The 16,689-nt window shown below is 65.6% G+C and carries 11 protein-coding genes and 1 other RNA gene; 6 read left to right on the forward strand and 6 right to left on the reverse strand.

The features are described from left to right. Nucleotides 1-13: 13 nt before the first annotated feature. From RQP54_RS15170 to trxA, 4 genes are all read right to left on the reverse strand, one after another. Nucleotides 14-1,729 (reverse strand): hypothetical protein, encoded by a 1,716-nt coding sequence (locus RQP54_RS15170; protein ID WP_315679222.1) that lies wholly within the window; start codon nucleotides 1,727-1,729, stop codon nucleotides 14-16. A gap of 94 nt (nucleotides 1,730-1,823) precedes the next feature. Further along, a complete protein-coding gene (locus RQP54_RS15175) occupies nucleotides 1,824-2,081 on the reverse strand; it encodes a type B 50S ribosomal protein L31 (protein WP_315679223.1) in 258 nt (85 codons plus the stop codon). A 228-nt stretch (nucleotides 2,082-2,309) separates the two neighbouring features. After that, nucleotides 2,310-3,575: a transcription termination factor Rho gene (gene rho, locus RQP54_RS15180; protein WP_315679224.1), complete on the reverse strand. Its 1,266-nt coding sequence runs from the start codon at nucleotides 3,573-3,575 to the stop codon at nucleotides 2,310-2,312. 208 nt (nucleotides 3,576-3,783) lie between these two features. Next, a complete protein-coding gene (gene trxA, locus RQP54_RS15185; protein ID WP_315679225.1) occupies nucleotides 3,784-4,116 on the reverse strand; it encodes a thioredoxin TrxA in 333 nt (110 codons plus the stop codon). A gap of 84 nt (nucleotides 4,117-4,200) precedes the next feature. On the opposite strand from trxA, the gene RQP54_RS15190 reads away from it, so the two are divergent. Genes RQP54_RS15190 through RQP54_RS15200 form a run of 3 tightly spaced genes read left to right on the forward strand, consistent with a single transcriptional unit; the run spans nucleotide 4,201 to nucleotide 11,478 of the window. Then, nucleotides 4,201-6,852 (forward strand): PD-(D/E)XK nuclease family protein, encoded by a 2,652-nt coding sequence (locus tag RQP54_RS15190; RefSeq protein ID WP_315679226.1) that lies wholly within the window; start codon nucleotides 4,201-4,203, stop codon nucleotides 6,850-6,852. Continuing rightward, on the forward strand, nucleotides 6,849-10,199 hold the full coding sequence (locus RQP54_RS15195; protein WP_315679227.1) for a UvrD-helicase domain-containing protein: 3,351 nt from the start codon (nucleotides 6,849-6,851) through the stop codon (nucleotides 10,197-10,199). Before RQP54_RS15190 ends, RQP54_RS15195 begins: the two co-directional genes overlap by 4 nt. Continuing rightward, nucleotides 10,186-11,478: a TIGR03862 family flavoprotein gene (locus RQP54_RS15200; RefSeq protein ID WP_315679228.1), complete on the forward strand. Its 1,293-nt coding sequence runs from the start codon at nucleotides 10,186-10,188 to the stop codon at nucleotides 11,476-11,478. The genes RQP54_RS15195 and RQP54_RS15200 overlap by 14 nt, the downstream gene beginning before the upstream one ends. Nucleotides 11,479-11,487: 9 nt before the next feature. Here the strand turns inward: RQP54_RS15200 and RQP54_RS15205 are convergent, their stop codons facing one another. Beyond that, entirely contained in the window at nucleotides 11,488-13,311 is a 1,824-nt protein-coding gene (locus RQP54_RS15205) for a diguanylate cyclase (RefSeq protein WP_315679229.1), read from the reverse strand. 142 nt (nucleotides 13,312-13,453) lie between these two features. After that, nucleotides 13,454-13,550, reverse strand: an RNA gene (gene ffs / locus RQP54_RS15210) — signal recognition particle sRNA small type. 63 nt (nucleotides 13,551-13,613) lie between these two features. Between ffs and dnaX the strand changes: the two genes are divergently transcribed. The 3 genes from dnaX (at nucleotide 13,614) to recR (ending at nucleotide 16,602) form a co-directional block, all read left to right on the forward strand. Next, a complete protein-coding gene (gene dnaX, locus RQP54_RS15215; protein ID WP_315679230.1) occupies nucleotides 13,614-15,488 on the forward strand; it encodes a DNA polymerase III subunit gamma/tau in 1,875 nt (624 codons plus the stop codon). 35 nt (nucleotides 15,489-15,523) lie between these two features. Continuing rightward, complete coding sequence (locus RQP54_RS15220) at nucleotides 15,524-15,856, forward strand: YbaB/EbfC family nucleoid-associated protein (protein ID WP_315679231.1); 333 nt, start codon at nucleotides 15,524-15,526, stop codon at nucleotides 15,854-15,856. 155 nt (nucleotides 15,857-16,011) lie between these two features. Continuing rightward, a complete protein-coding gene (gene recR, locus RQP54_RS15225; protein WP_315679233.1) occupies nucleotides 16,012-16,602 on the forward strand; it encodes a recombination mediator RecR in 591 nt (196 codons plus the stop codon). Nucleotides 16,603-16,689 lie beyond the last annotated feature (87 nt).

Below are 16,689 nucleotides of genomic sequence, written 5' to 3' on the forward strand. Positions count from 1 at the left end.
GCTGCGCGCTGTGTCAGGGGAGGCGACGCAGCAGCCACAGGTCTTCGTTGTGGCCTACCGCATTGGCAATGCGCTTGGCCTCGCCCCAGTTCTGGGTGTCAATCTGCTGCGGTGCTCCCTGGCCTTCGCCGGCCTCGGTCAGCAACCAGGGGCAGGCTGGTGCGCGCCCGAGCGGTCGCACATCCAGGCCGCCATAACTGACCAGGGCTGCCAATGTTCCTTGGGGGACGTATGCAGCTGCGATGCACCCTGCATCCGGAGATGTCGTGGCGGTCGCTTTGCGGACCTGGGCGACCAGGGTGGTGTAGCTCTGGGCATGGTCGAGCAATGGCATCCACAGTGTCATGAGCAATAGCCAGCACCAGCCAGCGCCGCCTGCGGGTAGCACCAGGCTCTTCCACAAGGCGGCACGATGCCGGCCAACCCGCCAGTGGACCAGCCAGCCCCATACCAGAGTAGCGCATAGTGCTATGGAAAATGCAGCGAACGAGAAGCTCGGCTGGAAATCGGGCGCCAGGCGTGCCACATTGGCCGCGGGTTGCGATGGCACGCCCGTATGCATGGCGATCCACACCACCCAGATAATGATGCCGCAGCCCGAGAAGAAGAACAGGGTGAACCAATCCACGAGGGCGGCTACCTGTCGCTTGAGCGTGGGCAAGGAAAATGCCGCCAGCGCTGCCAGTGCGGGCAGCGCCAGAAGTAACGTGCGATCCGATGCCCCGGTGAGCAATGAGGATCCGACCGTCACTGCCGCAAACCACAGTGGCAACAGCAGGTGCCGATTGGGGTTGGCGCCGAGGAGGCGGTGGCGCCAATGCCATAGCGTCCACAGCACCAGGGGCCACGCGGGCCAGGAAAACCACACCAGCAGCTCGCCCAGGCCGCGCCACTCTTCCCAACGCGTGCCAATGGAAATCTTCCACTTCCACAGGTGCAATCCGTGGGCCAGGGCAGCACTCGCGAGCCCCACGGACAGCACGAGCGCAGCCTGCAGGCGCGGCGACTTCGCCAACGGATTGGGATGCTGGGTTGGAGAGCGGTCAAGCGCGTGCAGCAGGGCTGCGCCGCTACACAGCAAGAGGGTCACCGCCGGCGCACCACTCAGTGCCAGCCCGGACGCACCCACAACCAGTGCTGTGCTCGCCTGGTATGGACGGTAGGGCAGTGCCGCAATGGCGAAGAAGAGTAGCGCTGTGAAGCCTAGTTGCGCCAGCGCCGGGGTGGTCTCGTGCGAAAGATGGGCCAGGCCCAGACAGGCCATGAAGGCGAGTACCCCGCCATCGGCCACGGTACGGGCATAGTCTGTGGCCTGGGCCTCACCGCCGAAAGCAAAGGCCACCGGCTGCGCCCAGGGGCTGCGTGCCAGGTAATAGGTGCCATACCAGGTGCCGACCATCGATAGCCCGAGCAGCAAGCCGAATGGAATGCGGGCAGCAAAGTCAAAGGCCATGCCGGCTGGTCGGGCCAGGATGGCCCAAGCGCCCAGCCAGTAGGGCAGCAATGCGGGTTGCTCGGGGGCAAAGCCGGCCAGTGTGGGGTTCCACCAGTCGCTGGCGCCACGGGCCAGCGCATGCATGAATCCGAGTGCGGCCATGTCGGCACTCTTCCAGGCTTCGCGCCCGACAAAGCCTGCAAGCACATAGGCCAGGCAGAACACCAGCAGCACGGGGCGCGGAAAGCGGCGCACGGCGGACTGGGCAACGATGGCAGGGCTGGTCTGGTTCAAGGTGAGGGCGCGTGGGGAGGGGAGTCAAAAAAAAAGCAGCGCGGAAGTCCGGGCTGCTCTTTTGCAAAACTCAGGCAGTAGCCTGATGCGCGATTTACTTCGCAGCGGTCTTGCCGAAACGGTTGCGGAACTTTTCCACGCGGCCGCCCATGTTGTCGACAGACTTCTGGGTACCGGTGTAGAAGGGGTGCGATTCGCTGGTGGTATCCAACTTGATCCAGGGCAGCTCGCGGCCGTCTTCCATCTTGATCATTTCCTTGGCGCTGGCGCAGGAACGTGTCACGAACTTGAAGCCGTTGGACATGTCCTGGAAGCACACTTCGCGGTAGTTGGGGTGAATGCCTTCTTTCATGATTCTTCCTATTGCACCCTGGGTGCGTCAGCTGCGGCAGCCGAGCCGGACCATCCGACTTACTTTCCGCGAAAAACGTTGATTATAGCGTATTGCCTTGCGCAGCAGCTAACGGCGAAATTTGAGCACCGCCGGGCCGTCCCAAGGCGTGGACTTGGGGTTTTGTCAAACGCGGCCCCCCCTGGGGGCAGTGACCACACGCATTGAGGGAGCGTGGGGGCAATACTTTTAGCCGCCGCGACGCATCATGTCGAAAAAGTCGCTGTTGGTCTTGGTAGCACGCATCTGCTTGAGCACCATTTCCATTGCCTCGATCTCATCCATGCTGTACAGGAACTGGCGCAGGATGCGCGACTTCTGCAGGATTTCCGGCTGCAGCAGCAGTTCCTCGCGGCGGGTACCGCTGCGGTTGAGCTGGATGGACGGGAACACGCGCTTTTCGTACAGGCGGCGGTCCAGATGGATTTCGCAGTTGCCGGTGCCCTTGAATTCCTCAAAGATCACTTCGTCCATGCGGCTGCCGGTGTCGATCAGCGCGGTGGCGATGATGGTCAGGGAACCACCTTCCTCGACATTGCGGGCAGCACCCAGGAAACGCTTGGGGCGTTGCAGGGCGTTGGCGTCCACACCGCCGGTCAGCACCTTGCCGGAGCTGGGCACCACGTTGTTGTAGGCACGGGCCAGGCGGGTGATGGAGTCCAGCAGGATCACCACGTCCTGCTTGAGTTCGACCAGGCGCTTGGCGCGTTCGATCACCATTTCGGCCACGTGCACGTGGCGTGCGGCCGGCTCATCGAAGGTGGAGGCAATGACCTCGCCCTTGACGGTGCGCTGCATCTCGGTCACTTCTTCGGGGCGCTCGTCCACCAGCAGCACCATCATGTGGCTGTCGGGGTAGTTGGCCGAGATTGCGTGGGCGATGTGCTGCATCATCACGGTTTTGCCGCTCTTGGGCGGGGCTACCAGCAGCGCGCGCTGGCCCTTGCCGATGGGGGCAATGATGTCGATGATGCGACCGGTGATGTTCTCGTCGCCCTTGAACGCGTCGCGCTCGAGACGCATCTGTTCCTTGGGGAACAGCGGCGTCAGGTTCTCGAACATCACCTTGTGCTTGTTGCTCTCGGGGGCACGGCCGTTGACCTTGTCGAGCTTGTTCAGGGCAAAGTAGCGCTCGCCATCCTTGGGCGTGCGCACCTCGCCTTCGATCATGTCGCCGGTGTGCAGGTTGAAGCGGCGCACCTGGCTCGGGCTGATGTAGATGTCGTCGGTGGAGGCCGTGAAACTGGTGTCGGGGCTGCGCAGGAAGCCGAAGCCGTCGGGCAGGATTTCCAGCACGCCGTCCGCGATGATCTGCTCGCCGGCACGGGCGCGCTTCTTGATGATGGCGAACATCAGCTCCTGCTTGCGCATGCGGCCGGTGTTTTCGATCTCAAGTTCTTCGGCTTGCTTGAGCACTTCAGACACGTGCAGTGCCTTGAGTTCATTCAAATGCATGGGGTTAGTCCCGTCGGCTTTTTGCCGTACAACAGATTCAACAATCGGGGGGAAGGGCGGGGTCGCGCTGGTTGGGCTAAACCCCCTTGTTCAGGGCCGGCCGGTGGGCCTCGCCTCGGGAACCCGCAGTGCGCGGATTCAGGGAACGAAAACTATTATGACAGGAAATTCGGGGCCTTGGCCTTGCACCAAGGCCCCGTTGTCACATTCAGGCCAGTTGCTGGTCAATGAAAGCGGTCATCTGGGCCTTGCTCATGGCGCCGACCTTGGTGGCTGCCAGTTGGCCGCCCTTGAACAGCATCAGGGTGGGAATGCCGCGGATACCGAATTTGGCGGGGATGTCGCGGTTCTCGTCCACGTTCATCTTGGCAATGGTCAGCTTGCCGTCGTAGGACGTGGCCAGCTCATCGAGCACCGGAGCGATCATCTTGCAGGGACCACACCACTCGGCCCAGTAGTCCACCAGCACGGGCTGGGCAGACTGCAACACGTCAGCTTCGAAAGACGCGTCGGTAATGTGTTTGATGAGTTCGCTGGCCATGGGAGGTCCTTTACAAGTTGCTAATACCGCTAAAGTTGCGGCATTGTGACAGAAACCAAGCCCCCGTCTGACCTGCCTTTGGCTATGGCTGCCATAGCCAAAATCCATCCCGTCCTGGGCCTGCCCGCGCCCGACATCCTGGCCTCCCACCCCGTCATGGCGCAATGGCTTGCACCCTCGTCGGGGCTGCTGCCGCGTATCCAGCGTGAGATGCAGCAGCAAGGTATCCACCCCGGCCGCTGCCTTGTGCTGTTGCCCTTTGCGCACCTGCGGCCGCTGGCGCAGCGGCTATGGCAGCAATTCAGTCCCCAGGGTTTTGCGCCGCGCTTCGAGACCACCCGCAGTTGGGCCGCTGCGCTGGGGGGGCAGGCGCGGGGGCCGTTTGACTGGCGCGCAGACCGCGGCCTGGACCTGCTGACCGCCCAGAGCCTGCTGGTGCAAGCCGGACAGGCTGCACAGGCGCAAGCCTTGGCGCCACACCTGGTGGATGCTGCAGCACAGCTGGTCGGTCTGGCGGCAGGGCAAGCACCCGAGGCCCGCGCTTCATGGGCGGCGGGGTGTCGGAGCAGTCTGGCACCTGGCGCCAGTGTCGGCACCTGGGAAGCCCTGGTATCCCAGGTGGCGCTGGAATGGGTGGCCTTGAGCGCCTACACCAGTGATGTGCTGTACGAGCCTGCCATCTGGCATGCGGTGGATGCGGTGGTGCAGGTCGGTGGCTTGGCGCCCGATCCGTTGGGCGATGGGTTGGCGGTCCATTGGGGCTCCGCACGCTGGATCGGCCTGCCATGGCATGAGGCCTCGTCGGCTGAGCCGCAGGCGGCGCCGCTGTGGTGTGAGCGCGTCTGCCGCGATGCGCTGGACGAGGCGCAGCACAGCGCTGCCTGTGTCTTGCAGCACATTCGCGACGGTCGAACCCCTTTGGCGCTGGTGTCCAGCGACCGTGCATTCACGCGCCAGGTCCAGTCCCTGCTGGTGGCTCACGGCGTGCAGGTACGGGACGAAACCGGCTGGAAGCTGTCCACGACGCGTGCCGGGGCCGATGTCATGGCCTTGCTGCGCGCGGCAGCCTGGAACGCCTCAACCGATGAGGTGATGGCGTGGCTCAAGCTCGCGCCCTTTGCTGCGCACTGGTGTGACGCGTTGGAAGCCCGGGCCCGCCGTGTGAGCGAACGTGACTGGAGCCGGGCGCAGAAAGCGCTGGTAGCAACCGGCGATGACGCGTTCATGGCCGGTTTGGAGGCCTTGCAGGCGGTGCGTTCCGGCTTGCAGGGGCGGGTGTCCCTGACACAGTGGCTCGCGCGCTTGCGCGGCGGCTTGCAGGCCAGTGGCATGTGGGAGCGGCTGGGGCCGCCACCGTTGGATGCCCCTTTGGCCGTCGAAGTCTGGCCCGAAGGCGAAGCGGTATTGGCTTGCCTGCAGTTGGACACTGCGGGCTTGCAGCGACTGCAGGAGGCGTCGCCCGGCATGGCCTGGGCGCAGGCGGCCTGGAGCCTGCAGGAATTCACGGCCTGGGTGAGCCAGAGCCTGGAGGCTGCGAGCTGGTCGCCACCGTACCCGGAGCAGGAGCAGGTGGTGGTGGTGCCGCTGGCGCAGGTGCTGGCACGGCCCTTCGCCGCCGTGGTGCTGTGTGGTTGCGACGAGGTGCGACTGCCGGCTAGTGCGGCGCCCGCGGGCGTGTGGACCCGTGCCCAGCGCGAGGCCCTCGGGCTTCCCAGCCGCGAACAGTTGGACGCGGCGCAGCGCCAGGCATGGGATGCCGCTTTGCTGAATGCACCCGTAGATGTGCTGTGGCGCGCCAGTGACGAAAGTGGCGAGCCGCTGATGGCGGGTGCTTGGGTACAGGCCTTGCGCATGGACGTACCGTCCCAGCCGGGCTCATTGGTTTTCGGGCAACGCCAGCTCGCCGCAGCGCCCCAATGCGTGCCGGCACCGGCCGGCGCGCGTCTGCCGATCGAACGCCTGTCTGCCAGCAGCTACGACGACTTGCGCACCTGCCCCTACCGGTTCTTTGCCTTGCGACTGCTGGGTTTGAAGGAGTCCGACGAACTGGACCAGGACCTGGACAAGCGCGATTTCGGTGTCTGGCTGCACGAGGTGCTGAGCCGCTTTCACCGCCAGCTGCTGGAGCAGGGGGATGAGGCCCCGCAAGACAGGGCAGGGCTGCTGGATGACGTGGCCCTGCAGGTGACCCGCGCCCAGGGCCTGCAGGACGCCGAATTCCTGCCCTACCAGGCCAGCTGGCCTGGTGTGCGCGACGCCTACCTGGACTGGCTGCGCGGCCATGAAGCCAAGGGCTACCGCTTTGCGCAGTCGGAGCTGGACTGCCAGCGGCCCTGGGCCGGTGTCACGCTCCAGGGGCGGCTGGACCGGCTGGACCGTGCCAGCGACGGCCATGCCCATGTGATCGACTACAAGACCGAGTCGTCTTCCCGCACGCGCGAGCGCGTGGCGGATGCGATGGAAGACACGCAGATGGCCTTCTATGGCGCGTTGCTGCACGGCGAGGACCTGCAGACCCTGCAGGGAAGCTACCTGGCGCTGGGCGAAAAGGACTGTCTGCCTTTCGCGCAGAAAGACCTGCCCGTGGCGGTGCAGGCCTTGCTGGAGGGCATTGCCCAGGATGTGCAGCGCATTGGTGCAGGGGCCGCCTTGCCGGCATTGGGCGAGGGCAGTGCCTGCGACTACTGCCAGGCGCGCGGCCTGTGCCGCAAGGACGTGTGGGGGGCTGTTGCATGAGTGCGCTGACCACCCAAAATGCCTACGAAATCAACGGCCAGCGCGTCAGCCCCGCAGCCTTCTACATCGTGGCCTGCGACCCGCGCCGCAGCGTCGCGGTGGAGGCCTGTGCTGGGGCGGGCAAGACCTGGATGCTGGTGTCACGCATGCTGAGGGCCTTGCTCGACGGCGCGGCTCCGCAGGACATCCTGGCCATTACCTTCACCAAGAAGGCGGCCGGCGAGATGCGTGAGCGCCTGTACCACTGGCTGGCGGACTTTGCCGGCAAGGACGACGCGGCGTTGGCGCAGGAGTTGCGCATCCGTGGCGTGGCCGCGCCCGATGCTGCACAGGTGGCCGCCCTGCGCGGGCTGCAACGGCGTTTGCTGGCCCAGGGGCGCAGCGTGCAGGTGCGCACCTTCCACAGCTGGTTTGCGGCCCTGCTGCAAAGCGCCCCCTGGGCAGCCTTGCGCGAGCTGGGGCTTCCCGCCAGCTTCGAGCTGCTTGAAAACGACGCCGAGGCCGTGGCCAAGGTGTGGCGGGTGTTTCTGGCCTCGGTGCAGGCCGATGACGCCTTGCGGCAGGATTACCTGGCCTCGGTGCAGGCCGTGGGCCGCTTCAATACCCACAAGGCGCTGGAAAAGGCGCTTGAGAAGCGGGTCGAATTCCAGCTGGCGGACGCGGCGGGCACCTTGGAGCCCTCGGTGCAGCCCGTGGGGGCTGTGTTTGCAGCCTATGCTGGCCTGCCCGACCCGCAACAACGCCTGCAGACGCCTGCGGCCCAGGCCCTGCTGTGGCAGGCGGCCCGCGTACTCGGGGCTTCCACCCTGAAAAGCATGTCCGAGCGGGGGGCAGCCCTGGAGCAGGCACTGACCGCCCAGGACTGGCCGGGTGTGGTGGACGCCCTGATGACCCAGAAAGGCGAGCCGCGCAAGCTCAATGACAAGGTGGTCGGGGTGGAAGAGGCCCGTGCGGCCCAGGCCTTGCTATCCGAGCACGCGCAGGCGCTGCACCAGCACCAATGTTGGCAGCACCACCAGCGAATGGTCCGCCTGACGCGCCAGATGGTGCAGGATTTTTCCGACCTCAAGCGCGAGCGCGGCTGGATCGACATGGGCGACCTGGAGCGCACTGCACTGGCCCTGCTGTCTGATCCAGTGCTGGGTGCCTGGGTGCAGGAGCGGCTGGACGCCCAGGTGCGCCACCTGCTGATCGACGAATTCCAGGACACCAACCCACTGCAATGGCAGGCCCTGCATGCCTGGCTTGAATCCTACGGGGGGGCGGGCAGCGCGCCCTGTGTGTTCATCGTGGGGGACCCCAAGCAAAGCATCTACCGCTTCCGCCGTGCCGAGCCGCAGGTGTTTCGCGCGGCCCAGCGCTTTGTGCGCGAAGGCCTGGGGGGCGATCTGCTGAGTTGCGACCACACGCGCCGCAACGCGCCCGAGGTCATTGCCGCCGTGAACGCCAGCATGGCCCAGGCCCAGGCGGCGGGGCAGATGCCGGGTTTCCGAACCCACACGACCGACAGCAGCGCCCGTGGCGCGGTGCTGGCGCTCCCCCCCATCCCGCGAGGACCCGCCAGCAGCGCTTCGGAGGGGGACCCCGCGCAAGCACCAGTCGCGCAGTGGCGCGACTCGCTCACCACCCCGCGCGAGACCGTGGAAGAGAGCCGCAAGCGCCAGGAGTGCGCCCAGGTGCTGCGCTGGCTGACGCCCCAGTTGCGCAGCGGCGAACTGCAGCCGCACGAGGTGATGGTGCTGGCACGCCGGCGCAGTACCCTGGGGGTGATGCAGGAACTGCTCTCGGCCGCCGGGGTGCCCAGCGTGCAACCTGAAAAGACCGACCTGAGCGAATCGCCCACGGTGCAGGATGTGACCGCGCTGCTCGATGCCCTCGTGTCGCCGTGGCACGACCTTTCCACTGCGAGGGCGCTCAAGTCGCCCTTGCTGGGGCTCGACGATGCCGACCTGGTGGAGCTGGCGCTGCAGGTGCGTGCCCGCACGGCAGCGGCTCCCGAGGATCTGTCTGCCCGCCACTGGCTGCCGTGCTTGTGGGCATTGGCGGCCAGTGAAGCCCCCGAGGCCCGCTTGGAGCGCCTGGCCCTGGCCGGGCGTACCCTGCAGCGCTGGCAAGGCTGGGTGGCCGAACGCAATGTGCACGCCGCCCTGGCGGCCATCCTGGACGATGCGAATGCCCGTGAGCGCTACGCGGCCAGCGTGCCGGCAGCGCTGCGCGAAACCGTTCTGGCCGATCTGCACGCCGTGCAGCAAGCCGCGCTCGCGGTGGACGGCGGGCGCTTCCTCAGTGCCTATGCCCTGGTGCGGGCACTGCGCCGCCCCGGGCAGCAGGCCCCATTGCGGGCCGACAGCCAGGCCTTGCGCCTGCTGACCGTGCATGGTGCCAAGGGTCTGGAGGCCAAATTGGTCATCCTGCTCGACACCGACGGCGAGGCCGCACGCAAGGACAGCATGGGGGTGCTGCTAGATTGGCCCGGCGAGGCCGCGCACCCGCAGCGTTTCGCCTTCCTGCTGGGCGAGTCCCGCCCCAGCCAGTGCCTGCAGCAGGCCATGGAGGCCGAGCTACGCGAGCGCGAGCGCGAGGAGGTCAACGGTCTTTATGTGGCGCTGACGCGCGCCCAGCGCAGCTTGTTGCTGTCGAGCGTGGCGCCACGCACGGCCAACCCGGCCAGTTGGTGGGCCCGCCTGCAGGGGCTGGTCACGCCGGTGCAGGCGGGCGACGAGGCACTGCAGGCCGTGGAGGTGCAGGCTGGGGAATTTGCCTGGTCTTATATAGAAAAATGGGCTGTGGACCCGGTGGAAATTGCGCAGTCAGCTACTAAATCGGTAGCAACTGCGAACGCCGTCTCGTTAGAGGCGGAGTCGCTGGAAAGCCGCATGGGCCAAGCCATGCACCGCCTGCTGGAGTGGGTGGCGCCGCGCCCGGGGGGCGTGGCAGCGGGCACCATGCCTTGGAGCGATAGCCGGCAGCGCAGCGTGCAGGAATCGTTTGCGCTGGAGGATAGTCAGATGGCCAGTGTGCTGCGGGCTGCCACCGGCATCCTGTGCGGGCAGGGCGCCTGGGTCTGGGATGCGGCAGCATTGTCCTGGCAGGGCAGCGAGGTGCCCCTTGTGGCGCAGGGGCGGTTGCTGCGCCTGGACCGCCTGGTGCAGCACCGCGACAGCGGTGCCTGGTGGGTGCTGGACTACAAGTCCACTGCGACACCGCTGCAGCAGCCCGAACTCTGCGCCCAGCTGGCCCAATACCGCGCTGCGGTAGGCTTGGCCTACCCCGGCGCCAACGTGCGCGCCGCTTTTTTGACGCCCGACGGGCAATTGCAGGAATGGAGGGCTGATGCAGCCCAATGAAAAGGAAACCGCGGCCCAGGCAGCCCAGTCGGTGCAGGTCGCCATTGTCGGAGCGGGGCCGGCCGGCCTCATGGCTGCGCAAGTGCTCAGCGGAGCTGGGGTGGCGGTGCATGTGTTCGATGCCATGCCTTCGGTGGGGCGCAAGTTCCTGCTCGCGGGCAAGGGGGGCATGAACCTCACCCACGCCGAGCCGCTGGACGCGTTCGTCACCCGTTACGGCGCGGCCCAGTCGAATCTGGAGCCCCTGCTGCGCCGCTGGGGGCCGCAGCAGGTGCGCGACTGGGCCGCCGACCTGGGGGTGGACACCTTCGTGGGCAGCTCCCAGCGCGTATTTCCTACCGACATGAAAGCCGCCCCGCTTCTGCGGGCTTGGCTGCAGCGCCTGCGCCATCCCTTGACTGCAGGGGGTGTTCCGGTGCAGTTCCATATGCGCCACCGCTGGCGCGGGTGGGACGCCGATGGCGCCCTGGTGTTCGCCACCGAGGAGGGCGCATTGCGTCCGGTGCGCGCCGCGGCCACGGTGCTGGCCTTGGGGGGCGGCAGCTGGGCGCGGCTGGGTTCCGACGGCGCCTGGGTTGAACCCTTGCGCCAGCAGGGGGTGGAGCTTGCGCCACTGCAGCCGTCCAATTGCGGCTTCGAAGTGCACGGGGGCTGGAGCCCGTTCTTCCGCGACAAGTTTGCCGGGCAGCCGTTCAAGTCGGTGGCCATCGCCTGTACCGACGCACAGGGGCGCCGCTTTGCCCGCAAGGGTGAGTTCGTGGCCACGGCGCACGGCATCGAAGGCAGCCTCATCTATGCCGCCAGCAGCCTGCTGCGCGACGAGATCGCCCAGCAGGGCAGTGCCACGGTGGTGCTGGACCTGCTGCCGGACATGGCCCTGGAGCGGGTGCAGGCAGAACTGGCCCACCCGCGTGGCTCACGCTCGCTGTCCAGCCACCTCAAGAGCCGCTTGCGGCTGGACGGCATCAAGGCCGCCATCCTGCACGAACTGGTGGACAAGCCGGCGCTGGCCGACCCGCACCTGTTGGCCCGTGCCATCAAGGGGCTGCCTATTGCCCTGGTGGCGCCACGCCCGATCGATGAAGCCATCAGTTCTGCCGGTGGCGTGTGCTGGAGCGCCGTGGACGAACACCTGCGCCTGCGGGCCGTGCCGGGAATGTGGGTGGCAGGAGAAATGCTGGACTGGGAGGCCCCGACCGGCGGCTACTTGCTGACGGCATGCCTGGCCACAGGCTGGCATGCGGCCCATGGTGTGCGTGCGGTCCTGGCCAGGGCCTGAACGCGGCGGCTACAGGGTCTCATGGCGCACGCAGTTGCGCCCTTCATGTTTGGCGCGGTAGAGCGCTTTGTCGGCGAAGGCCAAGATGGCTTGCGGGCTTGTACGTGCCTGGGGCACGCCGTGGGCCAATCCAAAGCTGGCGGTAAAGCGTATGGTCTGACCATCGAACTCCAGCACCTGCTGCTGTACGTCACTGCGCACTTTCTCCACCCATTGCAAGGCCTGTTCCAGTTCGGCGTCAACAAGGATGACAGCGAATTCCTCACCACCGCAACGGGCCAATACATCGCCCGCCCGACCTACATGGCTGCCCACCACGCCAGCAACGCGACGCAGGCAAGCGTCGCCAGCGGGATGGCCGTAGGTATCGTTGACCCGCTTGAAATGGTCGATGTCAAACAACACCAGCGTGACGGGTGTCAGGGTGCGGGATGCTCGCCGCACCTCGGCGTCCCAGGCCTCGTCGAAGAATGCTCGGTTGCGCACTTGGGTCAATGCGTCGGTTGTTGAGAGTTCCTTCAGGCGGTCGTTTGCCGCTTGCAACTGACCCATGGCCTGGTGCAGGTCCATGGTTCGGGCCTGTACGCGGCTTTCGAGTTTGCGGTTGGACTCTTCTATGGCCTTGATCAGTGCCTGCGAGCTCTCGCGGGCCTGACGTTCATGCTGCAGGGCGGTATCTTGCGCTGCAATGCGGCGTATGCGGTCATGGTTCATTCGGTCGGCCAGCGTGAAGGACAGCAGCACGACCTGCAGGATGACGCCGATCTGCGACGCATTGTTGGTCCATACGTTGGCCTCAATGAGCCCGAGCTTGTTGGCATTGAGGACGATCAGGCCGATCAGCAGTGCCGTCCACGCCAAGCAGTAGAACCGCGCGAAGTCGGCCCCCGATATCCAGCGCCAGTAGCCCACCACCAGGGCGCTCACGGTCACTGGCATGGCCAGGAACGTCCCCAGTCGAATGGTCCACGAGTAGGGTAGGAAGAACGTTGCCACCAGCAGGATTGCTCCCGCCATGCCCATGGTGCGCAGCAGTACGAATGCCCGGGGCGAGAACGTACGCAGACGAAGGAAGTTTGTCGCAAACCAGCAAGTGAAGACGATGGCGGCGGCTATGAAGGTGGAAATGGCAATGCTGTTCCAGCGCACGGCCTCAGGCCAGAGGTACTGGTAGGAATAGCCCGTCAGTGTGAAGTAGAACAGCAGGTAGCTTGTTGCAAACCCGATGTGGAGCAGAAAGTTGCTGTCGCGCAGCGAGAAAAAAATGAACAGGTTGTAGACCACCATCACCAGCAACACGCCTACCACGGCACCCTGTGCCAGGTTGTCATTGTTGCTGGCCACCAGGAACTGCGAAGGCACCCACAACTTGAGACTGGCCTCGATCGTTCCCGCCGACGCCAAGCGCAGGTAGATGTGGTTGTCCCCAGGCGATAGGGTGAGTGGCATGACGAAGTTCTGGTGTCGAATGGCCCGCTGCGCAAATGGCAACTCGTCACCCAGTCGATACTCCGCCAGGGTGGAATCCCCCATTCGATGGAACAGGCGAACGTCATCCAGAAACGGGACTGGCAATTCCAGGTAGCGGTCGACCGCGTGGCTTTCGGCGTTGTTGAGCGTGAAGCGGAACCAGTACGCGTCCCTGGAAAAACCGAAGTTGGGCGTTGGGCGGGTAATGGAGGCCCATTCTTCGGTGCGGGCCAATACGTCACTCAGATTCATCTGCCGCGAGGAGTCCACCAACACGGCCATGCGTACCCCGATTTCCATCGGGCCATTGGCTTCGCCTGTCACGACAATGCGCGGATTCACTCCTTGCTGCAAGGTGGTCAAGGACGCGTGCGCTGCAAGCGTCAACCACAATGCTGCCGCGACCAGCAGGTGCAGCGACTTTCCACGCGCTCGGATCAAACTGCCGCGAGAAAGCATCCAGGCTCCGCCCGCAAACATGCGGTACGCAAAGAGGAAGAGGGAAGTTGACGAGCCTTGACCCCGGCACTGGCTCCACAGTTAGGGCTGCTTGGTTCCCCACCTGACCCGGTTGGCCGCTTCACCATGCGGGAAGGCCCGTCGGGGTCTATTGTAGCCGCAGGCGGGCGTCGGTTCGCTGCATGTTGCACCGTAGAATGCCTGCCATGTCCTACCTCGTGCTCGCCCGCAAGTACCGTCCCCGCAGCTTCACCGAAATGGTGGGGCAGGACCATGTGGTGCAGGCGCTCACGAATGCACTGAGCACCCAGCGTCTGCACCATGCCTACCTGTTCACGGGCACGCGCGGCGTGGGCAAGACCACGGTATCGCGCATCCTGGCCAAGTCGCTCAATTGCCAGGGGCCCGACGGGCAGGGCGGCATCACCGCCACGCCCTGTGGCGTGTGCCAGGCGTGCCGTGACATCGACAGCGGCCGCTTCGTTGACTACACCGAACTCGACGCCGCCTCCAACCGCGGGGTGGACGAAGTGCAGACCCTGCTGGAGCAGGCGGTGTACAAGCCGGTGCAGGGGCGCTTCAAGGTCTTCATGATCGACGAAGTGCACATGCTCACCAACACGGCCTTCAACGCCATGCTCAAGACGCTGGAAGAGCCGCCCGAATACCTCAAGTTCGTGCTCGCCACCACCGATCCGCAGAAGGTGCCGGTGACGGTGCTGAGCCGCTGCCTGCAGTTCAACCTGCGCCCGATGGCGCCGGAAACCGTGCGCGAGCACCTGGAAAAGGTGCTGGCTACCGAGGGGGTGCAGGCAGACGCCCAGTCGCTGCGTCTGCTTGCTCGTGCGGCGCGCGGCTCCATGCGCGACGCCCTGTCGCTCACCGACCAGGCCATTGCCTTCGGCGGTGGCGGATTGCACGAGGCACAGGTGCGCCAGATGCTGGGCAGCGTGGACCGCAGCTATGTCTACCGTCTGATCGGCGCCCTGGCCGAGGGCGACGGGCGCAGCGTGGTCGAGACCAGCGAGGCCCTGCGCCAGAACGGTCTCAATGCCGCCTCCACACTGGAAGAGATGTCCACGGTGCTGCAACGCATGGCCGTGGTCCAGGTGGTGGGGGGCGGCGACGACGCCGACCCTGATGCCCAGGAAATCGAGCGGCTGGCCCAGGCCATGCCCGCGGATGAGACCCAACTGCTCTACAGCATCTGCCTGCAGGGCCGTGCCGACCTGGGGCTGGCACCGGACGAGTACGCCGCCCTGACCATGGTGCTGCTGCGCCTGCTGGCCTTCAAACCCGCGGCAGGCGACTCGGCTCAAAAAAAAACTCTAGCGACAGCCCCACGCCCCGTTGAAGCACGCGCGGAGCTGGCGGTTTCGCCACCAGTAGCCGCTTCCGCGCGGCCGTCCGCGGTGCCGCCGCCGCCTGCTGCAGTGCCAGCGGCTTCGCCTGCTCCATCCGCAGCGGCTGCTGACCCGGTGGTCGTGCAGCCGTGGGAGGAAGTACCGGCGGGACACGTGCTACCGGTGCGCGAGAGCGAGCCACCAGAGCCTCCTGCAGCTCCGGTTCAGGTGCGAAATCCGGCTGTAGCCCGCATGGAACCTGCGCAGGCTGCTCATGAAGTAGTAGCGGTGCCGGTGCGCACCAGCCAGGAGAGCCGGGTCGACGTGGCTCAGGGCGGTGGCGACCTGCAGCCCACCGAAGAGGGCGACTTCTGGTTTGCCACGGTGCAGTCGCTGATCGACAGCGATGCCATTGCTGCCATGGTGCGTGAACTGGCCATGCAGGCGCAACTCATCGGGCGCGATACCGACCAGTGGCTGCTGCGGGTCGAGCGCGAGTCGCTGAACCAACCCAGCACCCGTGAGCGACTGACCAGCGCACTGCGCGCCGCTGGCCATGCCGTGGAACTGGCGGTGGAGCTGGGGCGCGTTACCGACAATCCGGCGCGCCGGGTCCGTGCGGCAGCCCAGGCGCGCCAGCTCGGCGCGGAAAAGATTATTTTGGAAGACCCGCTGGTGCAGGCTTTGATGCAGGACTTTGGCGCGAAAATCGTGCCTGGCTCGATCAAGCCCCTCTAGCCGGGTGCGACGCAATTCTTTCTGGAAGGAAAACAATGTTCAACAAAGGACAACTGGCTGGCCTCATGAAGCAGGCCCAGGCCATGCAGGACAACATGAAGAAGGCCCAGGACGAGCTGGGCAACATCGAAGTCACGGGTGAATCGGGCGCTGGACTGGTGAAGGTGGTCATGACCTGCAAGCACGATGTCAAGCGCGTGACCATCGACCCCAGCCTGCTGGCCGATGACAAGGACATGCTCGAAGACCTGGTGGCTGCTGCGTTCAACGCTGCCGTGCGCAAGGCCGAAGAGACCACCACCGAGAAGATGGGCAAGATCACCGCGGGGATGCCAGGCCTTCCCGGCGGCATGAAATTCCCTTTTTGAGGGTGGCTACTGCGCGGGCGATCTGCGGCGTTGGGCGGTGCGCGGACTCCTCACGACCAACAAGGTCGTTCCGGGTCCTGTGCTCCGGCCGCCTTGCAGCTCATCCCGCTCGCTACGCCCTGTGATGCATCACCAAGAAGCCATGGGTTCGCGCTGTGTCTGACGCCCATTCCCTCGAAACATTGATCCAGGCGCTCAAGCGGCTGCCGGGGGTGGGTGTGAAGTCGGCGCAGCGCATGGCGTTTCATCTGCTGCAGCATGACCGTGCCACGGCCCAGGTGCTGTCGCGTGCATTGGCCGATGCGGTGGAGCGCACCCAGCACTGCGAGCGCTGCCATACCTTTACCGAGGGCACGGTGTGTGCGACCTGCCTGGACCCGGAGCGCGATGCCAGCAAGCTGTGCGTGGTGGAAACACCCGCCGACCAACTGGCGATGGAACGCACCAAGGCCTACAAGGGCCTGTACTTCGTGCTCATGGGGCACCTCAGTCCCTTGGACGGCATCGGCCCGAAGGACATCGGCATGGCCAAATTGTTCGAGCGCGCCTGCGACGGCAGCGTGCAGGAAGTCATCCTGGCCACCAACTTTACCGCCGAAGGTGAAGCCACCGCCCACGTCATTGCACAGGGGCTGCAGGCCCGGGGTGTGCGCTGTACCCGGTTGGCCCGCGGCGTGCCGGTGGGCAGCGAGCTCGAATACGTCGACCTGGGCACCATTGCCCATGCGCTGGTGGATCGCCGCTGAGACCGACCGGTCGCTGGTCAGCCGTGGGCGACAAGGGCTTACTTTTTTGGCTGAGTTCTGTATTCTTGCGGTATTGGCTGCGGGGAA

Source organism: Curvibacter sp. APW13 (assembly GCF_032337135.1).
Taxonomy (GTDB): domain Bacteria; phylum Pseudomonadota; class Gammaproteobacteria; order Burkholderiales; family Burkholderiaceae_C; genus Allorhodoferax.